The organism is Streptomyces sp. WAC00040 (assembly GCF_056835925.1).
The window spans coordinates 981,682-999,312 of sequence record NZ_JAKQZE010000001.1; the positions used below are offsets into that span (position 1 = coordinate 981,682).

The window sequence follows — 17,631 nt, forward strand, 5'->3', positions numbered from 1 at the left end:
CGTCCGCCCGCGCGCGTCGAAGTCCTTCATGCGGTCGAGGACGGCCTCCGCGGTCGGCCGGAGCATCTCGTCGACGATGCGGCCGTCGGCGAGGTACAGGACGCGGTCCGCGTAGGAGGCGGCGACCGGGTCGTGCGTGACCATCACGATGGTCTGGCCCAGTTCGTCGACCGACGTGCGGAGGAAACCGAGCACTTCGGCGCCCGCCCGCGAGTCGAGGTTCCCGGTGGGCTCGTCACCGAAGATGATCTCGGGCCGGGCGGCGAGGGCGCGGGCGACGGCGACGCGCTGCTGCTGGCCGCCGGAGAGCTCGGTGGGCCGGTGCTTGAGGCGCTCGCCCAGCCCGACCGTCTCCACGACCCGGTTCAGCCAGGCGGCGTCGGGCTTGCGGCCGGCGATGTCCATGGGGAGGGTGATGTTCTCCAGGGCGTTCAGCGTCGGCAGGAGGTTGAACGCCTGGAAGATGAAGCCGATCCGGTCCCGGCGCAGCTGGGTGAGCTTCTTGTCCTTCAGCCCGGTGATCTCGGTGTCATCGAGGAAGATCTGCCCCGAGGTGACGGTGTCGAGACCGGCCAGACAGTGCATGAGGGTCGACTTGCCGGAGCCCGACGGGCCCATGATGGCGGTGAACTGCCCGCGGGCGATGTCCACATCGACGTGATCGAGCGCGACGACACGGGTCTCCCCGGCTCCGTACGCCTTGACGACCTGCCGCCCCCGTGCGGCGACGGCCGTGCGCCCTCCGGTCTCCCCGGGTGCGGGGGTGGTTACAGCCGTAGTCACGGTAGGTCTCCTAGCTCTGGGAAATCTGCGGTCTGGTTCCGGCGAACGGCGTCGCCGCGGGTATGTGTCGAGTCTTCCGACGGAAGCGGTCCGGCGCGCTGGTGCGCAGCGCAGTCTTGGTCCGGGGGTTTTCCCCACCCCCCTGCCGGAACTGCGACGACTGCGGGCCTCCTGCGGCCGTAAGAACAAGTTAAGGAACGGGACCTGGCCTTCACGTCGTCCGCCGGGACGAACGTCCCCCCGGCAGAAGTAGGGAGGAGCCCCTAGGGGGCCTCCACCCACGGGTGGACCCGGTCTGCGACGAGACTGCACCCTCCCCTTGCGTCAGCCTCAAGTGAGAAGGTGTCCCGGAAATAGATGCATGCGGAAAGGACTTGGGGCAGCGATGGGGAGCACCGGCCGCACGGAACGCATGTTCGGAGCAGAGGCGGTCCCGGCCGCACCCCGCGGGCGGGCCCCGGTCGTCGCGGCACTCATGCTGGGCATGGCGCTGGCCGCGCTCGACGGGACGGTCGTGTCGACCGCCGTGCCCCAGATCGTCGGAGACCTGGGCGGCTTCGCCGTCTTCTCCTGGCTCTTCTCCGGCTACCTCCTCGCCGTCACCGTCACCCTCCCCGTGTACGGCAAGCTCTCCGACACCTTCGGCCGCAAGCCCGTCCTCGTCGCCGGCATCGTCCTGTTCCTGCTGGGCTCCCTGTTGTGCGCCGTCGCCTGGAACATGGCCGCGCTCATCGCCTTCCGCGTCGTCCAGGGCCTCGGCGGCGGGGCGCTCCAGGGCACGGTGCAGACCATCGCCGCGGACCTCTACCCGCTGAAGGAACGCCCCAGGATCCAGGCCAGGCTGTCGACGGTCTGGGCGACGGCGGCCGTGGCCGGCCCCGCGGTCGGCGGGCTGCTCGCCGGTTACGCGGACTGGCGCTGGATCTTCCTCGTCAATCTGCCGGTCGGCGCGATCGCGCTCTTCCTCGTCGTCCGCTACTTCGTGGAACCGGCCCGCCCCTCCCCCGCGTCCCGCTCCCGCGTCGACTGGGCGGGGGCGCTGTGCGTCTTCGCGACGGGCGCCCTGCTCCTCACCGCGCTCGTCCAGGGCGGCACCGCGTGGCCCTGGGTCTCCGCGCCCTCACTGGCGCTGTTCGGCGGGGGCGCCGTCCTCGTCGCGGTCACGGTCGTCGTCGAACGCCGCGCTGCGGAACCGATCATCCCGGGCTGGGTCTGGCGTCGCCGCACCATCGCCGCCGTCAACCTGGCGCTCGGCGCGCTGGGCCTGCTGATGGTCGCACCGACCGTCTTCCTGCCCACCTACGCCCAGTCCGTGCTCGGCCTCGGCCCGATCGCAGCGGGCTTCGTCCTGTCGGTGATGACGCTCAGCTGGCCGGTCAGCGCCGCCCTGTCCGACCGGGTCTACAACCGCATCGGGTTCCGGCTGACGGCGATCCTCGGCATCACCGCGGCCATGCTCGTCCTGCTGTCCTTCCCGCTGCTGCCGTTCCCCGGCGAGCCGTGGCAGCCGGCTCTCGCGATGCTGCTGCTCGGCGCGGCGCTCGGCCTGTTCCAACTCCCCCTGATCGTCGGCGTGCAGTCCACCGTCGGCTGGTCGGAGCGCGGCACCACGACCGCGTCCGTCCTCTTCTGCCGCCAGGTCGGCCAGTCCATGGGCGCGGCCCTGTTCGGCGCGGTCGCCAACGCGGTCCTGCTGGCCCGCCTCGGCGGCGGCAGCCTCGACTCCGTGTCCCACGCCCTGGAGCACCCGGGCACGCTGACGACCGACGCCGCCGACGGTCTGCGGCGGGCGGTGGACGCCGCGGTCGACCACGTCTACCTGGGGGCGGCGGCAGCGGCGGGGGCCGCGCTGCTGGTCCTGGTCCTCATGGCGCCGAAGCGGTTTCCGGTCCGGACCGAGCCGATGGACTGACGCGCCGGCGTCAGGGGGCCTCGAACCGCCCGTCGGCGGCCGCGCGTACGAAGCGGTCCAGCACCGACCGACAACAGGCCGACTGGGCCCATGAACCGTCCGCCTGGGCCCTGCCGCCCTACGCGCCTCCCTGCGCCGACGGCGGTCGGGGCCTGCGGATCGTCGCCAACATGGAGTCAGGCGCGACCCAACGATGTGGGTGATCCACCTCGTCGTCGCACCTGTCCCCGCGGACGGCGGGACTGCAGGGCCCCCTTGCGGGGAGGAACACGGTCCCGGCGAGAGACGGGCCGGGGTCAATCCGCCTGGGGCGGGAAAAGCGCAGCCATGCCGTCGATCGACTCCGGGCCGTAGCCGACGGAGCCGACCGGGACGCGGGACTTGGTGGCCTCGATGACCTTGGCTGTCCACACGGGGCCGAAGCCGCCGCACAGTTCGATGAGCTGGATGCCTTCGTCGACCAGGGCCGCAGCGACCTCGGGTGCCCGGGACGGGTCCGCCATGCCGACCATGACGGCGCGGAAACCGTCACGCTCGATCACGGACCGGTCCCGCTCGGGGTCGAGTCCACGTCCGGTGAAGAGGAATCCGAATGCGTCGAGTGCCACGTCATCGCTCCTTGATCTGCTGGGGCAGCCGGGCCAGGCGCAGGGTCGAAGTCACGACGGCGACGCTACTCAGGCGGCCCAAGGGCGGCAAACAACTTTCCGTGCCCACCGGGGCCGGGGGCGATTTCCGGCCATCCAGGGCAAGGGCGATCTATCGGTCGGTGTTACCGCCGGTCCGTTCGCTCCTGCACAGGATCGTCACCGAACTGACATACCCGTTGGTCGGGAAGGCCTTACGTCATCGCCATACCCGTGAGTAACGTACGCGGACCACCAGCGCCACCCGCCCACCCTCCGGGCGGCAAGGAGCAAGACGATGTCGTACCACCACCAGCTCTTCCCTGATCCGCCGCCGCAACCACGGGTCCCCGGCCGGCACCGCCAGGAGGCGGCGGACCCCGCGTGGGGCTTCGAACCGCAGCCCTGGGACCGGCCGCAGGGCACGCAGCACCACCAGGCCGACGACGGGCGCGGCCGCGAACTGCAAAGCCTCGGCTCGGCCTACCGCAGGCTGCGGCGCGTCTCGACGTTCACCGCCCTCGGCTACTTCGTCCTCTTCCTGCTCCTGTCCGCCTACGCCCCCTCGATGATGACCGGCGAGGTCAGCGGCGGCCTCACGACCGGACTGGTGCTGGGACTCGTCCAACTGCCCGTGGCGCTCGCCGCGATCGCCGTCTACGAGCGGATCGCCCGCAGGCGCGTGGACCCGCTGGTCGCCTCGGTCAGGGAACGCTCCGAGCGGACGGCCCCGCACGGCGGACGGCCGCCCATGGGAGGTGCGCGCGCATGAACGGGTTCAGCTCCGAGGCCCAGACCATGTCCCTCATGGCGTTCATCGCCGTCATCACCGTGACGCTGCTGCTGTGCGTGATGACCGGACCCGACCGGGACGACCTCGGCGAGTTCTACACCGGCTACCGCTCCCTGTCCCCCATGCAGAGCGGACTCGCCATCGCCGGCGACTACATCTCCGCCGGAACCGTGCTCGGCACCATCGGCATCATCGCCCTCCTCGGGTACGACGGCATGACGCTCACCCTGAGCACCGTACTGTCGCTGGTCCTGATGATGTTCCTGCTCGCCGAACCCCTGCGCAACGCGGGCCGGTTCACCATGGGCGACGTCTTCGGCCGCCGCGCCCCGGGCCCCGTCGTACGGATCACCGTGGCGGCCGTCACCCTCGCCGCGCTGCTGCCGCTGGTCATCTTCCAGCTGGCGGGCGCGGGCGACCTGCTCGCCGTCGTCCTCGGCTTCCACACCGACGGATTCAAGACCGGGGCGATCGTGTTCCTCGGCCTGCTGATGATCACGTACGCGGCGATCGGCGGCATGAAGGGCACCGCCTTCATCCAGATCGTCAAGACCGTCGTCCTGCTCGGCGCGGCCACGGTCATCGCCGTACTGATCCTCGACCGCTTCGACTTCAGCCCTCCCGTGCTGCTCGACGCCGCCAAGGAAGGCAGCGGGCTGAAGGACGCGTATCTCACCCCCGGACTCCAGTTCGCCGGCGACGAGATCGACATGATCAGCACCCAGCTGACCGTCGTGCTCGGCGCGGCCGTACTGCCCCACATCACGATGCGCATGTTCACCGCCCGCAACGCGAAGGCCGTGCGGCGCTCCATGTCCTGGGCCGTGTCGATCGTCGTCGTGACCTGCCTCCTGATCGCCGTGATCGGCTTCGGCGCGGCCGCGCTCGTCGGGCACGAGGAACTCGCCGCCGGCGACCCGCAGGGCAAGACCGCGTTCCTGATGGTCAGCCAGGCCGTGCTGGGCCCCGACCCGAACACCGTCGAGACGCTGGTGTTCACCGCCGTGGCCACCGCGATCTTCCTCACGCTGCTCGCCTCGGTCGCCGGAATCACCCTGGCGTGCGCCAACACCCTGGCCCATGACCTGATCGCGCACGGGCTGCGCGATGCCCGGCTCACCGACCGCGCCGAGATGGCCATCGCCAGGTCCGCCGCGGCGGGCGTCGGCCTGGTCGCCATCGCGATCGCCGCCGGCGCCAGGCACCTGAACCTCCAGGCCCTGCTGACCCTGTCCTTCTGCATCGGCGCGTCCGCCGTCGCACCCGCCCTCGTCTACACCCTCTTCTGGCGCCGCTACACCCGTATGGGGCTGCTCGCCACGCTCATCGTGGGAACCGTGTCCGCGCTCGTACTGACGAGCGGGAGCAACCTGGTGTCCGGATCACCGCAGTCCGTCTTCCCCGACCAGGACTTCAACTGGTTCCCGTACACCACGGCCGGCCTGGTCTCCATCCCGCTCGGCTTCCTCGCCGGCTGGCTGGCGACCGTCCTCCACGACAACGACGCGGCGGCCCAGCGCCGCGACTACGAGGACCTGGAACCGACGATCCTCGCGGGCACGCCGACGAACTCCTGACCCGCACGCGCGAACGTGGGCGCCCGGTCCGTGGGCCACGGACCGGGCGCCCACGGCAGGTCAGATGGGATTGAACGACCAGAAGACACCGATCTCCTCTGATGAGGCGACGACAAGCCCGTAGTCGGCGGTGTACTCGGTGGGGGAGAACCAGCCCGGGGAGCTTCCGAAGAGGTCCGGCGTCTCTGTCGTTCGGGCGTCAGTGATGTTGGTGTAGCAGTCCACGTGCTCCCCGAACCGGGCGAGCAGCGTCCCTGCGTCAGCGAGAAGGCTCTCCTTGTTCTCCGTGGAACCAGGAATGTCGCCCAGCGTGCACCAGTCGTCCGTCATCGCGACGAGCAGGAGGGCAGCAGTCTCGGGCGCCACCTTGCGCAGACGGTCCTGAAGGAGGCCGACGCCGGCCTCGAGGAAGGGAAAGCAACGTCTGCGTTCCGGGGCCTCGGCCGCCTCCGCCTTGTCCCGGTCGAGGACGAGCCAACCACGCGGGTCGTCCGACTCCCGATTCATGACGGACAGAGCGTCGGTCCGCCAGTCCGGATGACGCCTCGGCCCCGCCGACACGAGCACGCACTCGTCCTCGAACAGGCGCAGAGCTGCTGCCGCCCAGGTCTCCTGGCCCACAGGGGACAGGCTGAAATCCTCCCGACGATGCCGTCGCACCCGTCGACGGAGCCGCGGGCCGGGATGTGACGCGGTGTGCCTCCGGCCGTAGGAGTTGGAGGCACACCGCGAGGGCCTACAGCAGGCCGTCCCACATCTGCTCGAGGAGGACCGACCACCAGCTCTCCGGCGACGACAGCGCCGCCGGGTCCAGGGCCGCCAGTTGGGCCTGGAAGTCGACCGTCCAGCGGCCCGCCTGCTCCGGGGTGAGGCCGAAGCGCAGCCGCCACATACGGCCGAGCAGCGCCAGGCAGCGCACGAACTCGGGCAGGCCCGTGTTCACGAACTGCGGGGCCACCGGCTGGCCGCCGGGGCCGGACTCCACCGGCACCGCCACGATGTGGGCCGTGCCGTACTGGACGCAGATCGCCCGGCCGAAGTCGCTGCCGATCACCAGGTACGAACCGGCGTCGGACGCCGGCTGCACCTGGCGCTGCGCGGCGAGCTCCGCCAGCGTCGGTACCACCGGCTGGGCCGGCTGCGCCCAGAAGAACGGGTTGAAGTCGCCCGGCAGGCCCGCCCACACCAGGGTCGCCGCCACGATCTCCGGCACTCCCTGACGCGACACGGCCCGCTGGTCGAACCGGCACAGCCCCTGCGGCCCGAACGCACCCGCCAGCTCCTGTGCCACACCCTCCGGCGGGATCGGCGGCGCCGGCGGCACCTGCGGCAGCGGGGCGCGCACCGGCGCGGGACGGGCGGGCCCGTCCGCGACCTGGTGCAACTCACCCTGGTGGGCGAGCAGTTGCCGCATCCCCTGCTGACGCGAGGCGTGGTCCCTGCCGTACGGGGCGATCGACGTGATCCGTGCCTGCGGCCATGTCTCGCGGATCATCCGCGCGCAGTACGCACCCGGCAGCTCGCACGACTCCAGCTCCGTGTGCAGTTCCAGCACCTGCTGGGGCGGCACGTTCATCGCGCGCAGCTCGTGCAGGATCTGCCACTCCGGGTGCGGGGTGCCCGGCGCGGAGCGGCGGATCAGCTGGGCCTCCGACCCGTCGGGGGCGCGGTAGCGCAGGACGGCCTGGTAGCCCGGGCCGACCGTCGGCACACCGGTGGGCTGCTGGGGGTAGCCGTACGGCGGACGACCGCCGGCCATCGGAGGCTGCGGCGCGTTCGGCACCGGGCCGGGGGCGCCGGGAGGGCCGGGCGGACCTGGGGGCTGCGGAGCCCCCGGACCCATCTGCGCGGGACCGGCCAGCATCGTCGCGGCCTGATGCACCCCACCGCCGGGTGGCGGCGTCGAACCAGGAGGCGCAGGCGGACCGGGAGGCTGCGGAACCCCCGGACCCATCTGACTCGGATCGGCCAGCATCGTCGCCGCGTGATGCACCCCGCCCGTGGGCGGCGGCGTCGAACCAGGAGGCGCGGGAGGCGCGGGCGGACCGGGAGGCGGCGGCGTGGAACCCGGCGGCCTCGGCGCACCGGGCGGACCCGGAGGCTGCGGAGCCCCCGGACCCATCTGCGCGGGACCGGCCAGCATCGTCGCGGCCTGATGCACCCCGCCCGTGGGCGGCGGCGTCGAACCAGGAGGCGCAGGCGGACCGGGAGGCTGCGGGCCCTCGGGGCCGAGCTGCGAGACGAGTTGGGTCGGCAGGTAGCCGCCCGCCGGGGCGCCGGGCGCGCCCGGACCCGACGGCGGCGGCGTCGCGCCGGCGGCCGGCCGGGCGCCGGGCGTGCCGGGAGCACCGGGCGGTGGCGGGGTCGTCGAGCCCGTACCACCACGCGCACCGCGCGGCGGCAGGACGGCCTTGCTCGTCGCCGCGTCCGCGATGTCGGCGGCACCGGCGCCCGGAGCGGGCGGCGGCGTCTGCTGCGACGGCTGCGGCGGCCCCGACTGCGGCTGCGCGCCCAGTCCCGGCACGATCGCGGTCCTCGGCAGCTGACTCCCGCCCGACATCAGCGCCGTGGGGGCGTCGGCCGCGACAGGCGGCGGTGGGCTGCTGTCGTCCAGCGACACCGGCGGCGCGAAAACGGTGGCCGGCAACGGCACCGACGCGTCGTCAGGACCCTCGGAGCTGGTGTCCGTCCAGCCGGTGCCGCCGGACGGCGTGGCAGGCACCCCGTCGGACGCCGTCGGCTCGTAGTCGGCCGCCCCGGCACTCGGCCACGCGGATCCGCCCCGCGAGGCGTCCGCGCCCGGCGACGAACCGGCCTCCGGCCAGCCGGATCCCGCCGAGGACGACGCGGAAGCAGCGGAGGAAGAAGAGGACGAGGAGGCGGACGAGGGCGACGAGGACAGCGACGAGGCAGCCGAACTGCCCGTCGCCTGCGACGCGTTGCCTCCGATGGAATCCCGGCCGTCGGGCGTCCCGGCAACGGGGGCCGACGACGCGTCCACACCGGAGGCGGGGGCAGCGGAAGCCGCCGGAGCCGAGGAGTCCGACGACGAACGCCGGTCGGGGATACCCATCCTGTCCGCCGCGTCCTGGAGCCACTCGGGCGGACTCAACAGGAACGACGTCTGGTTCAGATCTATCCGCTGCGGCGCTTCCGGCGCCGGAGCCTGCGAGGCGTCCTGGGCACCCCCGTACTCCTCCTCGTACCGGCGGATCACCTCACCGACCGGCAGCCCCGGCCACAGCGTCGCCTCACCGCTGTCCCTGGCGATCACCAGCCGCTGGCGGCCGCCGTCGGAACGGGCCCCCTGCTCGCGGTCCTCCGCCCACACGACGAATCCGAGGTCGAACTCGCGGACCCGCACCTCACGGTGCTGGTACGCGGGCACGTCGCCGTTGACCCACTCCTCGGCGCGCTCCTGCGCCTGCGCGAAAGTCACCACCGGTCGATCACCCCTCGCCCGAAACGGGAACGGCGCGCGCGAAGCCGCCGTCCACCATCAGATTCGCCACGGTCTCCAGCTCCGGCGGATTGCCCGCGATCCGCTGCAGGAACGCGTCGAAGTCATCGCCGCAGGGCAGCAGCAGCCTCTCCACGCGCTCCTGCACATTCCACCCGTCCTGGTCGCGGGCGTCGTCGTACGCGCAGAACCACACCGAACCGATGTCCGTGCCCCGCACCTTCAGCGCGAGGATCCCGCCCTGGACGAACGCGACGCCCAGATAGTCCTTGGTCAGATGGTCCCGCAGGCACTTGTTGACGTACACCAGGTCGTTGACCGCGGCCTCTTCGCGCACCGTGAAGAACGGCTGGTCCACCAGCAGTCCCAGCTCCGCGTCGAGCGCCGCGCCGACCGGCGCCGAACCGCCCGCCGCCTTGAGGAAGGAGCGGTACGCGCCGGGCAGACGGTAACCGAGATCCTCCTCGACGTGCCGCAACTGCTGCTCGCTCACCGACACGGCGCCCTTCGGCAGGCCGAAGTGGGCGGGCCGCGTCTCCTGGAGCGGGCGCGTGCCCCGCTTGGAGTGGTCCACGGTCGCCGTCGTAAGACCGCCGTGATGGCGCAGCAGCGCCTTCACCTCGACGGGCACGAGCTCCAGCCGCCGCGAGTTGGGTACGTGGTGCCACGTCCAGCCGTGGGGCGTCGCGACCGCCGGGACGGTGTCCCACAGGGGGTGCCCTTGCGCGGCCAGAGCGGCGTTCGCGGAGACGAAGTCCGTGAGGCGCAACTCGTCCACGCCGAAACCCTCAGGAGGCTCTGCGATCTCCGCCGCCGCGCGGGCGTACGGCGAGAAATCCGGGTATCCCCCGTCGTCGACCCGCACCCCTCTGGGGTGACGGGAGGCACGGACCGGGTCCGGGAAGTGCACGACCTGCCCGGCGTAGGCCGCATTCGGTGGCGCGGTACCCGCACCGGCCCCGGGGCCCGTAGCTGCCCCCAGGCCTTGCCGACCTGTCGTCATGGCGTTCTGCCCCCTGCTGGCTTCTGGCTGGTTCAGCACAGCCTAAGCGGTGCGGCAATAGTGACTGCCGGGCCTCCGGTTCCGTAACGAAGAGTCACTTTCGAGTGACCCAAAGGCCATGCGACGACACCACGGCGACACGTTTCAGCTACCCAGCTTCCTTACCAGCCACCCCATTTGGCAGGCTGTCTACCGCACCACGGGGGAGTGCACGGGAGGGACGGCAACACCATGCACACAGCGCAACCAAGCACATCAGGTGATCCACGCCTCAGGTGGAGCGCCGACGGGTCCGGGCGGGCGCCCGGACTGCGGCACCGCCGTGACGGAATCCTGCCCGCAGTGGCGGCCGCACTCTCCGTACGCGGAGAGACCCTCACTTGCACGGCGGGCAAGGGCGACCAGCCGCCGGTCCTCCACCCACTCGTACAGGATTTCCTCGACACCCTCACGAGCGGCCAGCGCGAACGCTTCACCGGACGCTGCCCGGAGGCGATCCTGCTGTCCCGCCATCTGAACGCCGCGGAGACCCAGCGCTCCAAGCGCGCCCAGCGCAAGCCACTCACCCATGGCGAGGCCCGGCGCGCGCTCAAGCACGCCAAGCTCACCGCACGCCGCATCCGCGAGGACGGCGACCCCCTGCACGGCAGCTACGCCCCGCCCTGCCGGTCGTGCACCGCGATGCTCGACCACTTCGGCGTACGCCCCGTCGCCCCGACCGCACCCGAGAACGGCTGACCCGCGACCGATGCCCGACCACCTCAGCACCACCCGCTTCCCCGTCGCCGTCGACGCCGCGCTGCGCGATGCGGGCTGGCAACCAGGCCGCTGGGACATCAAACAGGCCGAGCACTGGGCGGACACCCTGCGCGCACACGTCTCGCCGGCCGGCCATCAGCACACGGTCTTCCCTGCCGCCGTGGAGGCATGGGCGGAGTTCGGCGGGCTCACCGTCGTCGCGCCCGGGCCGGGACGGCAGCACGCGCCCGCGCCACTGCGTTTCGACCCGCTCGAAGGCCTCCATCTGGCACGCACCCTGGCCGACCTCGGCCGGGCACTCGACACCGAGATCTCACCGCTCGGTATGGAGGGCGACCAACAGGCTGTGCTCGCCATGGACATGGAAGGCCGGGTCTACAGCATCGACCACACCGGCGACTGGTATCTCGGCGCCGACATCGACCAGGCCCTGACCACCCTCGTCACCGGCGTCCAGCCGACCCGGCTCACCCCGGGCTGAGCCGCCACCTTGGACTCACCGGCACCAGGGACTGACGACCCGCGCCAGGCGGCCCGGACACATGTCGCGCCGCCGAGGCCCGGGGGCCACAGTCACTCGCGGCTGACTCCCCCGGCCGTGGCCGGGGGGAGTCGCTCACCGCAGGCTGACCTCAGCCCGGTCGGGCAGTACCGCCGACACCCGGAAGCCCCCCGCGTCCGTCGGCCCCGACACGAAGACCCCGCCCAGCGCGGTGACCCGCTCCCGCATACCCACCAGACCGTTGCCGCCGCTCGGCAGCCCGGCGTCCGCCGCGCCACCCGCCGCGTCCGGGGCGCCGTTCTCCACCTGCATCGCGACCTCCTCGTCGCGATGGGCCAGGCGCACCATCACCTTGGCGCCCGCGGCGTGCTTGTGGACGTTGGTCAGCGCCTCCTGGATCACCCGGTACGCCGTCTGCTCCACCTCGGGCGGATACACCCGCACGTCCCCCTGCACGGCGAGCTCCACCACCATGCCCGCCTGCCGCGACTGGCCCACGAGCACCTCGATGTCCTCGATGCACGGCCCGTCCTCCGCGGCGGCGGCAGCGGCGGCCGCAGCCGCCGCGCCCACCGCGGCCAGCGGCGGCACGTCCGCCTGCGCCCTCACCCGGCTCTCGCCCGAACGCAGCACCCCGAGCATCTCCCGCAGCTCCGTCAGCGCCTGGCGGCCCATGTCCCCCACCAGCGCCGCGTTCTTGACGGCCTTCTGCGGGTCCTTCAACGCCACCGCCTGCAACGCCGCCGCATGCACCACCATCAGACTCACCCGATGGGCCACCACGTCGTGCATCTCGCGCGCGATACGGGTCCGCTCCTCCTGACGCGCCCACTGCGCCCGCTGCTCCGCCCGGTCGGCCAGCAGCGACAGCTCCTGCTCCAGGCTGTCCGCCCGCTCCCGCAGACTCTCCATGAGCCGCCGACGGGCCCCTATGTAGAGGCCGAGCAGCACCGGAGGGGCCGTCAGCCCGAGAGACATGAAGACGGCCATCAACGGTACGTACGGTGCGCTGTAGTCCCCCGCCTCCACGTCCTGCCGCACGCGCACGAACGTCACGATGAACGTCGCGGACAGGGCCATCCCCGCCAGCGTCGCCGTGATCCGCCGCGGCACGTCGGAGGCGGCGAGCGTGTACAGCCCGACGAGCCCCATCAGAAAGCCCATCTCGGCCGGCGTGGTCGCGATGGACACCAGGACGACGGCGATCGGCCACCGACGTCTCAGCACCAGCACGGACCCGACCGCCAGCCCGAACAGCACGCCCAACGGCACGGGCAGCGCGGCCTGATCCGCGAACCCGACACCTTGTAGCGCACACTCGACGGCGGAGGCGACGGCAAGTCCCACGTCCAGCACGGCACTGCGCCGCCGTCTCCACCACAGCGGACCCCGGGCGGTAGAACCCGAGGCCTCCTGCTGTGCCCCCGTTGTGGTCATGTGTTCCAGCCTACGGGCGGGTGCGAGTCATTTTCACGGGAGCACGACAGCATCCAGCGAGCTCGTTCCGGGGAGGAATGCTCCCGACCCGCTCGAACTGGTGAATCGACCAGAGTTTCGACCGGGACGTCCGTGCGCCGGACGACGATCACCGTCACTCGCGAGCGGATACGCGCCCACGCCACCCGGAGCGCCGACCTTTACCGTCGCACGGAGGGCACTTGGTACGGCATAGTGTTGGGTGCCCAAACAGGCGCCTTGCCATCTGTCCGGTTTAGTCGCCTTTGGTCCCCTGTGGTGTAATTGGCAGCACTGAGGCTTTTGGTGCCTTATGTCCGGGTTCGAATCCTGGCGGGGGAGCTGTTCGCCTTCGGGTCCTGGCCTACCGGTCGGGACCCGCGCTCGTTTCCGGCCCGAAACCCCCCGGTATCCTTCGGATGTCCCACCACCCGAAGCCGAAGGGCATACCCGTGAGCGCCAATCGCCCGGCAGCCGTCGTCGTCCTCGCAGCGGGTGAGGGCACCCGCATGAAGTCGAAGACTCCCAAGGTCCTGCACGAAATCGCCGGACGTTCGCTCGTCGGACACGTCGTGTCCGCGGCACGTGAGCTCGACCCCGAGCAGCTCGTGGTGGTCGTCGGGCACGCACGGGAGCAGGTCGAGGCGCACCTCGGGGAGCACTACGCAGGCACGCGGACCGCCTTCCAGGCCGAGCAGAACGGCACCGGGCACGCCGTGCGGATGGGGCTCGAGGAGCTCGGCGACGCCTGGGGGTCCCGCCAGACCGAAGGATCCGGGGGAGGAACCGTCGTCGTCGTGTGCGGCGACACCCCTCTGCTCTCCGGCGCCACGCTCTCCGCGCTGGCAGCGACGCACTCGGCCGACGGCAACGCGGTGACCGTGCTGACCGCCGAGGTGCCGGACTCCACCGGCTACGGGCGCATCGTGCGGGACGCCGCCACCGGAGCCGTGACCGCGATCGTCGAGCACAAGGACGCCACCGACGAACAGCGCGCGATCCGTGAGATCAACTCCGGTGTGTTCGCGTTCGACGGGCAGCTCCTCGCCGACGCCCTGACGAAGGTGCGGACGGACAACAGCCAGGGCGAGGAGTACCTGACCGACGTGCTGGGAATCCTGCGCGAGGCGGGTCACCGGGTCGGCGCGTCCCTGGCCGGCGACCACCGCGAGATCCTGGGCATCAACAACCGGGTGCAGCTGGCGGAGGCCCGCAGGCTGATGAACGAGCGGCTGCTGGAGCAGGCCATGATGGCCGGCGTCACGGTCGTGGACCCGGCTTCGGTGATCGTCGACGTGACGGTGACGTTCGAGCCGGACTCGGTGGTGCACCCCGGTACGCAGCTGCTCGGCACCACGCACATCGCGGAGGGCGCGGAGGTCGGTCCGAACTCGCGCCTGACGAACACGACCGTGCGTGCGGGCGCCCGGGTGGACAACACGGTGGCGGATTCGGCCACGGTGGGCGAGGGCGCCTCGGTGGGCCCGTTCGCCTATCTGCGGCCCGGTACGCGTCTTGGCCTGAAGGCCAAGGCGGGCACGTTCGTCGAGATGAAGAACTCGTCGATCGGTGAAGGCACGAAGGTGCCGCACCTGTCGTACGTGGGCGACGCGACGATCGGCGAGTACACGAACATCGGCGCCGCGAGCGTCTTCGTGAACTACGACGGGGAGGCGAAGCACCACACGACGATCGGGTCGCACTGCAAGACGGGCTCGGACAACATGTTTGTGGCTCCTGTCACGGTGGGGGACGGTGCCTACACCGCCGCCGGCTCCGTGATCACGAAGGATGTGCCGGCGGGTTCGCTGGCCGTCGCCCGCGGCCAGCAGCGGAATATCGAGGGTTGGGTGGCTCGCAAGCGCCCCGGAAGCGCGGCCGCCCAGGCTGCCGCGGCGGCAACGGAACAGGTCGCCGAGGAGAACTGACCGAAAACGGCTGCGTCGAACTCGGCGTACCGTGATACGTGCACACAAAATTCGGCTGGCTCGCGTCCAGGACCCTGGTGCCCTGACTTCCGCGACCAGAGAACACGTCTGAGGAGACAGTGCTGTGACCGGGATCAAGACGACCGGCGAGAAGAAGCTGATGCTCTTCTCCGGCCGCGCCCACCCCGAGCTGGCCGAGGAGGTTGCACACCAGTTGGGTGTGGGCCTCGTCCCGACGAAGGCATTCGACTTCGCCAACGGCGAGATCTACGTCCGCTTCCAGGAGTCCGCCCGTGGTGCGGACTGCTTCCTGATCCAGAGCCACACGGCGCCCATCAACAAGTGGATCATGGAGCAGTTGATCATGATCGACGCTCTGAAGCGGGCTTCCGCCCGGAGCATCACCGTGATCATCCCGTCCTACGGCTACGCCCGTCAGGACAAGAAGCACCGCGGCCGTGAGCCGATCTCGGCCCGTCTGATCGCGGACATGCTGAAGTGCGCGGGTGCCCACCGCATCCTCACGGTGGACCTCCACACGGACCAGATCCAGGGCTTCTTCGACGGCCCCGTGGACCACCTGTCGGCGCTGCCGGTGCTCGCCGACTACGTGGGCGCCAAGGTCGACCGCAACAAGCTGACGATCGTCTCCCCGGACGCCGGCCGGGTGCGCGTGGCCGACCGCTGGTGCGACCGGCTGGACGCGCCGCTGGCGATCGTCCACAAGCGCCGCGACAAGGACGTCGCCAACCAGGTGACCGTCCACGAGGTCGTCGGTGAGGTCGAGGGCCGCGTCTGCGTGCTGGTGGACGACATGATCGACACGGGTGGCACGATCTGCGCCGCGGCGGACGCGCTCTTCGCGCACGGTGCGGAGGACGTGATCGTGACGGCGACGCACGGCATCCTGTCCGGGCCGGCGGCGGACCGCCTGAAGAACTCGAAGGTGAGCGAGTTCGTCCTGACGAACACGCTGCCGACCCCCGGCGAGCTGGAGCTCGACAAGATCAAGGTGCTGTCGATCGCGCCGACGATCGCCCGTGCCGTGCGCGAGGTCTTCGAGGACGGCTCCGTGACGAGCCTCTTCGAGGAGCAGGCGTGACGGACGGACGCGACGGCCGGTCGTAACGGCCAGGCGTAACGTTCCGCAAGGGCCGCCCCGCATTGCGCGGGGCGGCCCTTGCGCATGCCGGAGTGATCCACTTTGGGCCTGAGGGAGCGAGCTGGGTAGACTGCTGAAGTTGCTCGGCGAGGGAGGCCGCACTTTCGTGCGGCGGTCCGTTATCGACGCGCTCTTCGTAGCAGGCCTGTCGTGGCCGGGTGACCGCCACCAGATTTCTGCTCAATACGAGGAGTGCACATGTCCGAGGTGAAGCTCACCGCCGAGCGCCGTTCCGAGTTCGGCAAGGGCGCTGCCCGCCGTATCCGCCGCGACAACAAGGTCCCCGGCGTCCTCTACGGTCACGGCACCGACCCGGTCCACGTCACGCTGCCGGGCCACGAGCTGCTGCTCGCCCTGCGCACCCCGAACGTCCTGATCTCCCTGGACCTCGGTGGCACGAGCGAGCTGGCCATCCCGAAGGCCGTGCAGCGCGACCCGCTGAAGGGCTTCCTGGAGCACGTCGACCTGCTGCTCGTGAAGCGCGGCGAGAAGGTCAGCGTCGACATCCCGGTTCACACCGAGGGTGACCTGGCGCCGGGTGCCTTCCTGGTCGAGCACGTGCTGAACGCCCTGCCGGTCGAGGCCGAGGCCACCCACATCCCCGAGTCCGTCTCGGTCTCCATCGAGGGCCTGTCCGCCGGTGACTCCGTCCTGGCCAAGGACATCACCCTGCCCAAGGGCACCACGCTGACGGTCGAGGACGACACCGTCGTCCTGCAGGTCCTGGCCGCGCAGGCCGAGGAGCCGGCCGCCGAGGGCGCCGAGGGCGCGGGCGAAGAGGCTGCCGAGGCCTGAGCCGTAAGCTCTTCCGGAGCTTGACGACTGCTGACGGGGTGGCGGGCTGCGGCCCGCCACCCCGTTCCCCTGTTCACGGCCATCTCTACGAGGAGACGCAGCACAGATGTCCGACACGAACGCGCCCTGGCTGATCGTCGGTCTCGGCAATCCCGGGCCCGGGTACGCGGCCAACCGCCACAACGTCGGCTTCATGGTCGCGGACCTGCTGGCGGAGCGCATCGGCGGCTCGTTCAAGCGCGCCCAGAAGGCTCAGGCGCAGGTGCTGGAGGGCCGGATCGGGGCTCCAGGGCCGTCCAACCGGCGGGTGATCCTGGCCAAGCCGATGTCGTACATGAATCTGTCCGGCGGCCCGGTGACGGGGCTGCGGGACTTCTACAAGGTGCCGACGGCGAACATCGTCGCCGTCCACGACGAGCTGGACATCGACTTCGGCACGCTGCGGCTGAAGCTGGGCGGCGGGGACAACGGGCACAACGGTCTGAAGTCCATGACCAAGGCGATGGGCCCGGACTACCACCGGGTGCGCTTCGGCATCGGCCGGCCGCCGGGGCGGATGCAGGTGGCGGACTTCGTCCTGAAGGACTTCTCCTCGGCGGAGCGCAAGGAACTCGACTACTTCGTGGACCGTGCGGCCGACGCGGTGGAGTGCCTGGTGATCGACGGCCTGGAGCGGGCGCAGGGGACGTACAACTCGTAGGCGCGTCCGGCGGCGGTCCGAGTGCGTCCGCGTCGCGGCCATGCTCTATGTTGCAAAGGCCATGGCGAGGGGTTTCGCGTGCCTCGATCAGGACTGCCGCGGACGGTCGTCGACCGCGACGGCACGACGTGCTCCCGCGCGGCGGATGTGACGGACGGCTGAGGCGACGGAGCGAG

General features: G+C 71.2%; 14 protein-coding genes, 1 tRNA gene and 1 pseudogene. 10 read left to right on the plus strand and 6 right to left on the minus strand.

Annotated elements, in window-relative coordinates:
* A pseudogene (locus MDN94_RS04420) lies at window positions 1-783 on the minus strand (ABC transporter ATP-binding protein); the annotation flags it as partial.
* Window positions 784-1,168: 385 nt separating this feature from the next.
* On the opposite strand from MDN94_RS04420, the gene MDN94_RS04425 reads away from it, so the two are divergent.
* Entirely contained in the window at window positions 1,169-2,695 is a 1,527-nt protein-coding gene (locus tag MDN94_RS04425) for an MFS transporter (protein ID WP_482724656.1), read from the plus strand.
* A gap of 296 nt (window positions 2,696-2,991) precedes the next feature.
* Here MDN94_RS04425 and MDN94_RS04430 read toward each other — a convergent pair whose 3' ends face one another.
* Window positions 2,992-3,303, minus strand: a complete 312-nt coding sequence (locus MDN94_RS04430) for a DUF6506 family protein (protein ID WP_307706819.1) — start codon at window positions 3,301-3,303, stop codon at window positions 2,992-2,994.
* A gap of 316 nt (window positions 3,304-3,619) precedes the next feature.
* Between MDN94_RS04430 and MDN94_RS04435 the strand changes: the two genes are divergently transcribed.
* Window positions 3,620-4,093: a DUF485 domain-containing protein gene (locus MDN94_RS04435; RefSeq protein ID WP_482724657.1), complete on the plus strand. Its 474-nt coding sequence runs from the start codon at window positions 3,620-3,622 to the stop codon at window positions 4,091-4,093.
* Complete coding sequence (locus MDN94_RS04440) at window positions 4,090-5,691, plus strand: sodium/solute symporter (protein ID WP_482724658.1); 1,602 nt, start codon at window positions 4,090-4,092, stop codon at window positions 5,689-5,691. Before MDN94_RS04435 ends, MDN94_RS04440 begins: the two co-directional genes overlap by 4 nt.
* A gap of 60 nt (window positions 5,692-5,751) precedes the next feature.
* On the opposite strand, the gene MDN94_RS04445 is transcribed toward MDN94_RS04440, so the two are convergent.
* The 3 genes from MDN94_RS04445 to MDN94_RS04455 all read right to left on the minus strand — a co-directional run bounded on the left by MDN94_RS04445 (window position 5,752) and on the right by MDN94_RS04455 (window position 10,154).
* Complete coding sequence (locus MDN94_RS04445; RefSeq protein WP_482724659.1) at window positions 5,752-6,312, minus strand: hypothetical protein; 561 nt, start codon at window positions 6,310-6,312, stop codon at window positions 5,752-5,754.
* 115 nt (window positions 6,313-6,427) lie between these two features.
* Window positions 6,428-9,133, minus strand: coding sequence for an SUKH-4 family immunity protein (locus tag MDN94_RS04450; protein WP_482724660.1), 2,706 nt, complete (start codon window positions 9,131-9,133; stop codon window positions 6,428-6,430).
* A 7-nt stretch (window positions 9,134-9,140) separates the two neighbouring features.
* Window positions 9,141-10,154, minus strand: coding sequence for an HNH endonuclease (locus tag MDN94_RS04455; protein WP_482724661.1), 1,014 nt, complete (start codon window positions 10,152-10,154; stop codon window positions 9,141-9,143).
* 231 nt (window positions 10,155-10,385) lie between these two features.
* Here MDN94_RS04455 and MDN94_RS04460 point away from each other — a divergent pair, with 231 nt between their 5' ends.
* Both MDN94_RS04460 and MDN94_RS04465 read left to right on the plus strand, forming a co-directional pair.
* Window positions 10,386-10,892, plus strand: coding sequence for a YwqJ-related putative deaminase (locus tag MDN94_RS04460; RefSeq protein ID WP_482724662.1), 507 nt, complete (start codon window positions 10,386-10,388; stop codon window positions 10,890-10,892).
* Window positions 10,893-10,902: 10 nt separating this feature from the next.
* Window positions 10,903-11,394 (plus strand): SUKH-3 domain-containing protein, encoded by a 492-nt coding sequence (locus tag MDN94_RS04465; RefSeq protein ID WP_441264958.1) that lies wholly within the window; start codon window positions 10,903-10,905, stop codon window positions 11,392-11,394.
* 135 nt (window positions 11,395-11,529) lie between these two features.
* On the opposite strand, the gene MDN94_RS04470 is transcribed toward MDN94_RS04465, so the two are convergent.
* Window positions 11,530-12,852: a sensor histidine kinase gene (locus MDN94_RS04470; protein WP_482724663.1), complete on the minus strand. Its 1,323-nt coding sequence runs from the start codon at window positions 12,850-12,852 to the stop codon at window positions 11,530-11,532.
* Window positions 12,853-13,140: 288 nt separating this feature from the next.
* Here MDN94_RS04470 and MDN94_RS04475 point away from each other — a divergent pair.
* From MDN94_RS04475 to pth, 5 genes are all read left to right on the plus strand, one after another.
* A tRNA-Gln gene (locus tag MDN94_RS04475) sits at window positions 13,141-13,212 on the plus strand.
* A 110-nt stretch (window positions 13,213-13,322) separates the two neighbouring features.
* Window positions 13,323-14,798 carry a bifunctional UDP-N-acetylglucosamine diphosphorylase/glucosamine-1-phosphate N-acetyltransferase GlmU gene (glmU, locus tag MDN94_RS04480; protein WP_482724664.1) on the plus strand — a complete coding sequence of 492 codons (1,476 nt, stop codon included), beginning with the start codon at window positions 13,323-13,325 and terminating at the stop codon, window positions 14,796-14,798.
* A 124-nt stretch (window positions 14,799-14,922) separates the two neighbouring features.
* Window positions 14,923-15,900: a ribose-phosphate diphosphokinase gene (locus tag MDN94_RS04485; protein WP_441264961.1), complete on the plus strand. Its 978-nt coding sequence runs from the start codon at window positions 14,923-14,925 to the stop codon at window positions 15,898-15,900.
* A gap of 258 nt (window positions 15,901-16,158) precedes the next feature.
* On the plus strand, window positions 16,159-16,755 hold the full coding sequence (locus MDN94_RS04490) for a 50S ribosomal protein L25/general stress protein Ctc (RefSeq protein WP_482724665.1): 597 nt from the start codon (window positions 16,159-16,161) through the stop codon (window positions 16,753-16,755).
* A 106-nt stretch (window positions 16,756-16,861) separates the two neighbouring features.
* Window positions 16,862-17,455 carry an aminoacyl-tRNA hydrolase gene (gene pth, locus MDN94_RS04495; RefSeq protein WP_482724666.1) on the plus strand — a complete coding sequence of 198 codons (594 nt, stop codon included), beginning with the start codon at window positions 16,862-16,864 and terminating at the stop codon, window positions 17,453-17,455.
* The last annotated feature ends 176 nt before the right edge of the window (window positions 17,456-17,631 follow it).

Bases quoted from the DNA above. Each gene is read 5' to 3' on its own strand.
- MDN94_RS04425 (WP_482724656.1), top strand. From the start codon at position 1,169: ATGGGGAGCACCGGCCGCACGGAACGCATGTTCGGAGCAGAGGCGGTC.
- MDN94_RS04435 (WP_482724657.1), top strand. From the start codon at position 3,620: ATGTCGTACCACCACCAGCTCTTCCCTGATCCGCCGCCGCAACCACGG.
- MDN94_RS04440 (WP_482724658.1), top strand. From the start codon at position 4,090: ATGAACGGGTTCAGCTCCGAGGCCCAGACCATGTCCCTCATGGCGTTC.
- MDN94_RS04455 (WP_482724661.1), bottom strand. From the start codon at position 10,154: ATGACGACAGGTCGGCAAGGCCTGGGGGCAGCTACGGGCCCCGGGGCC.
- MDN94_RS04460 (WP_482724662.1), top strand. From the start codon at position 10,386: ATGCACACAGCGCAACCAAGCACATCAGGTGATCCACGCCTCAGGTGG.
- MDN94_RS04465 (WP_441264958.1), top strand. From the start codon at position 10,903: ATGCCCGACCACCTCAGCACCACCCGCTTCCCCGTCGCCGTCGACGCC.
- MDN94_RS04470 (WP_482724663.1), bottom strand. From the start codon at position 12,852: ATGACCACAACGGGGGCACAGCAGGAGGCCTCGGGTTCTACCGCCCGG.
- MDN94_RS04490 (WP_482724665.1), top strand. From the start codon at position 16,159: ATGTCCGAGGTGAAGCTCACCGCCGAGCGCCGTTCCGAGTTCGGCAAG.
- pth (WP_482724666.1), top strand. From the start codon at position 16,862: ATGTCCGACACGAACGCGCCCTGGCTGATCGTCGGTCTCGGCAATCCC.